The sequence below is a fragment of the Microbacterium sp. B24 genome, assembly GCF_000333415.1.
Classification (GTDB): Bacteria; Actinomycetota; Actinomycetes; order Actinomycetales; family Microbacteriaceae; genus Microbacterium.
Genome location: NZ_BADB01000250.1, coordinates 1 through 3,842 on the forward strand (window position 1 = coordinate 1; position 3,842 = coordinate 3,842).

The 3,842-nt window shown below is 70.9% G+C and carries 3 protein-coding genes; all 3 read left to right on the forward strand.

The annotated features are described in order from the left end of the window. A partial coding sequence (gene carB, locus I5I_RS06685) for a carbamoyl-phosphate synthase large subunit (protein WP_036317917.1) occupies window positions 1-1,940 on the forward strand: 1,940 nt, incomplete at its 5' end. After that, window positions 1,937-2,788 (forward strand): orotidine-5'-phosphate decarboxylase, encoded by an 852-nt coding sequence (pyrF, locus tag I5I_RS06690; RefSeq protein ID WP_036317913.1) that lies wholly within the window; start codon window positions 1,937-1,939, stop codon window positions 2,786-2,788. The genes carB and pyrF, both read left to right, overlap by 4 nt. Further along, window positions 2,781-3,677: a guanylate kinase gene (gmk, locus tag I5I_RS06695; protein WP_036317915.1), complete on the forward strand. Its 897-nt coding sequence runs from the start codon at window positions 2,781-2,783 to the stop codon at window positions 3,675-3,677. Before pyrF ends, gmk begins: the two co-directional genes overlap by 8 nt. Window positions 3,678-3,842: the final 165 nt, after the last annotated feature.

A 3,842-nucleotide genomic window follows, 5' to 3' on the forward strand; every position in this document is an offset into this window, starting at 1 on the left:
GAGCTCGGTCCCGGGGATCCTCTAGAGTCGCCGCGTTCGTGCAGGCGGCACCCGAGCTCGATGCCGCGACGCTTCGCCTCGCGAAGGAGCACGGCTTCAGCGACGCCCAGCTCGCGCAGCTGCGCGGTGTCAGTGAGGCCGAGATCCGCGGCGTGCGTTACGGCCTCGGCATCCGTCCGGTCTACAAGACGGTCGACACCTGCGCGGGGGAGTTCCCGGCGCTCACGCCGTACCACTACTCCAGCTACGACCACGAGACCGAGGTCACGCCCAGCGAGCGCACGAAGGTCGTCATCATCGGATCGGGCCCGAACCGCATCGGCCAGGGCGTCGAGTTCGACTACTCGTGCGTGCACGCCTCGTTCGCCCTGTCGGATGCCGGCTACGAGACGATCATGGTCAACTGCAATCCCGAGACCGTCTCGACCGACTACGACACGAGCGACCGGCTCTACTTCGAGCCGCTGACGCTCGAGGACGTGCTCGAGGTGCTGCACGCCGAGGCCCAGTCCGGAACGATCCTGGGCGTCGTGTGCCAGCTCGGCGGCCAGACACCGCTGGGACTGGCGAAGGGCATCGAGGAGGCCGGGTACACGATCCTCGGCACCTCGCCGGCCGCGATCGACATCGCGGAGGAGCGGGAGCTGTTCTCCCAGCTGCTCGACCGCGCCGGTCTGGTCGCCCCGCGCCACGACACCGCGATCGACGAGGCCGGCGCCGTCGCGATCGCCGAGGAGATCGGCTACCCCGTGCTCGTGCGCCCCAGCTTCGTGCTCGGCGGTCGCGGCATGGAGATCGTCTACGACACCGAGAGCCTGCGCGACTACTTCGTCCGCACCGCCGGTGAGGTCGTCATCGAGGAGGGCAAACCGCTGCTGGTCGACCGCTTCCTCGACGACGCGATCGAGCTCGATGTCGATGCGCTCTACGACGGCCACGAACTCTACATCGGTGGCGTCATGGAGCATCTCGAGGAAGCCGGCATCCACTCCGGCGACTCGTCGTGCACCCTGCCGCCCATCTCGCTCGGCCGCACCGAGATCGACCGCGTCCGCGCGGCGACCCATGCGATCGCCGAAGGTGTCGGTGTCCGCGGACTGCTGAACGTGCAGTTCGCCGTCTCCGCCGGTGTCCTGTATGTCATCGAGGCGAACCCGCGGGCCTCGCGCACCGTGCCGTTCGTCTCCAAGGCGCTCGGCATTCCGCTCGCCAAGGCCGCCTCCCGCATCATGGCCGGCGCCACCGTGGCCGAGTTGAAGGCCGAAGGACTGCTTCCCCTCGAGGACGGCTCGCGGGTTCCGCTGGATGCGCCGGTCGCCGTCAAGGAGGCCGTGCTGCCGTTCAAGCGCTTCCGGACCGCCGACGGCCACACGGTCGACTCGGTCCTGGGCCCGGAGATGCGCTCCACCGGGGAGGTCATGGGCATCGACCGCGACTTCCCGACCGCGTTCGCGAAGAGTCAGGCCGCGGCCTACGGCGGCATGCCGACGTCGGGAACCGTCTTCCTCTCGGTCGCCGACGACGACAAGCGCGCCGTCATCCTGCCGGCGCACCGCCTGCAGGAGCTCGGCTTCCGCCTCATCGCGACCGAGGGCACCGCCGAGATCCTGGCTCGCAACGGCATCCGTGTCGGCGTGGTGGGCAAGTACTCCGAAACGCAGGAGTCGGGTGAACGCAACGTCGTCGATCTCATCAACGCCGGAGAGATCGACATCGTCGTGAACACGCCCTCCGGAGGCATCGCCCGCGCCGACGGATATGAGATCCGGGCAGCGGCGGTGGCGGCGGACAAAGCCCTGTTCACCACGATGGCCGTCCTCGGCGCCGCCGTCAGCGCGCTGCCGGTGCTGCGTGAGGGCTTCGCGGTGCGCAGCCTCCAGGAGTACGCCCGCGACCGGTCCGACGCCCTGGCCGCCGCCGAGCAGCGGGCGGCCGTGTGAGCTCGTCCGGTTCGCGACGTCCGTTCGGTTCTCGACTTCGGGAAGCCGTCGCCGCGCGCGGACGCCTGTGTGTCGGCATCGACCCCCACGAAGCGCTCCTGCGCGAGTGGGGACTCGGTGTCGACGCCGCCGGCGTCCGCGAGTTCGGACTGCGGACGGTGGATGCCGCGGCATCCACCGTCGCCGTCGTCAAGCCTCAGGTCTCGTTCTTCGAACGGTTCGGATCGGCCGGCTACGCCGCCCTCGAGGAGGTGATGGCGGCGGCCCGCGCCGCGGGTCTGCTCGTGATCGCCGACGCCAAGCGGGGCGACATCGGCACGACCATGGACGCCTACGCGGCCGCCTGGCTCACACCGGGTTCGGCGCTCGAGGCCGATGCGCTCACCGTCAGCCCGTACCTGGGGGTGGGTGCGCTGTCCACCACGTTCTCGTACGCGCTCGCGCACCAGAAGGGGGTGTTCGTGCTCGCCGCCACCAGCAATCCCGAGGCCTCGGCACTGCAGAGCGCCCTTCGTGGCACGCAGACCGTGGCCGCCACCGTGGCCGCCGAGGTCGTCGCCGCCGATGCGACCGGCGCCGGCGAGTGGGCATCGCTCGGTCTCGTCGTCGGCGCGACGGTGGATCTTGCCGCGCGCGGGCTCGGCGCGTTCGAGCGGCCGGTGCCGGTCCTCGCGCCGGGGTTCGGCGCGCAGGGCGCCGAGCCGGCCGACCTCCCGACCATCTTCGGCGATCTCGCCGAAGCGGTCATCGCGAGCGAGAGCCGCAGCATCCTCTCGGCCGGTCCGAAGGACCTCGCCGCACGCATCGCCGAGCGTGCAGACCTGTACCGTGGAGGATCCCATGGCTGATTCCCGCACTCCTCCCGAGGTCGACCGCGTCGCGGCATCCCGTCGCGCGGTCGCCGCCCGACGCGAGCGCGCCGCACTCAAGCACGATGTGGCGATGCGGGTCATCACGCCGCAGGAGCTGCTGCAGCGCGCGCTCGACGCTCCTGACGCACCCGCGGGCGCGATGCGGATCACGGAGTTCCTGACGGCGCTGCCGGCGATCGGCGAGGGCAAGCGCGACCGTGTGCTGGCCGAGCTGGAGATCGCGCCCGTCAAGCGGCTCGGGGGACTCGGCACGCGCCAGCGCGCAGCGCTCACGGCGTGGCTCGACGGCCGGTTCCCTCCCCTCCAGCCCCGCAGCGGCCGCAGCCGGCTCATCGTGCTGGCCGGCCCGACCGCCGTGGGCAAGGGCACCGTCGCCGCCTACATCAAGGACCATCACCCCGAGATCCTGCTGTCGGTGTCGGCGACCACGCGCGCACCGCGCCCGGGAGAGGTCGACGGTGAGCACTACTTCTTCGTGGACGATGACGGTTTCGACGCCCTCATCGCCGACGACGCCCTCCTCGAGCACGCGACGGTCCACAACGCGTTCCGTTACGGCACGCCGCGCGCGCCCATCGAGAAGGCGCTGGCGGAGGGGCGCACGGTGCTCCTGGAGATCGACCTGCAGGGTGCCCGCCAGGTGCGCGCTGCCGCTCCCGATGCCACCCTCGTGTTCCTGACGCCGCCGAGCTGGGACGAGCTGGTCAACCGTCTCGTCGGGCGCGGCACGGAAGGTCCGGAGGAGCGGGCGCGCCGCCTGAAGACGGCGAAGGTCGAGCTGGCCGCGCAAGGCGAGTTCGATTACCGCGTCGTCAACGACGACGTCGCCCGCGCCGCCGCCGAGATCGCCGCCCTCGCCCGCTGAGTCGGCGGGTTCATCCGTCCGCAGCCGCCGCCTCGACCACCCCGAAGCGGCGTGTCGGGACGGATGAACGGCATTCAGCAACGGCGAACGTCGATGAGCTCGGCGCGGACGCGGCGCTGATAGAATGAACGGACTCTAGAGGATCCCCGGGACCGAGCTCGAATC

What these genes read in the sequence shown, in the direction of transcription:
- gmk (WP_036317915.1), top strand. Translation starts at nt 2,781, where the DNA reads ATGGCTGATTCCCGCACTCCTCCCGAGGTCGACCGCGTCGCGGCATCC.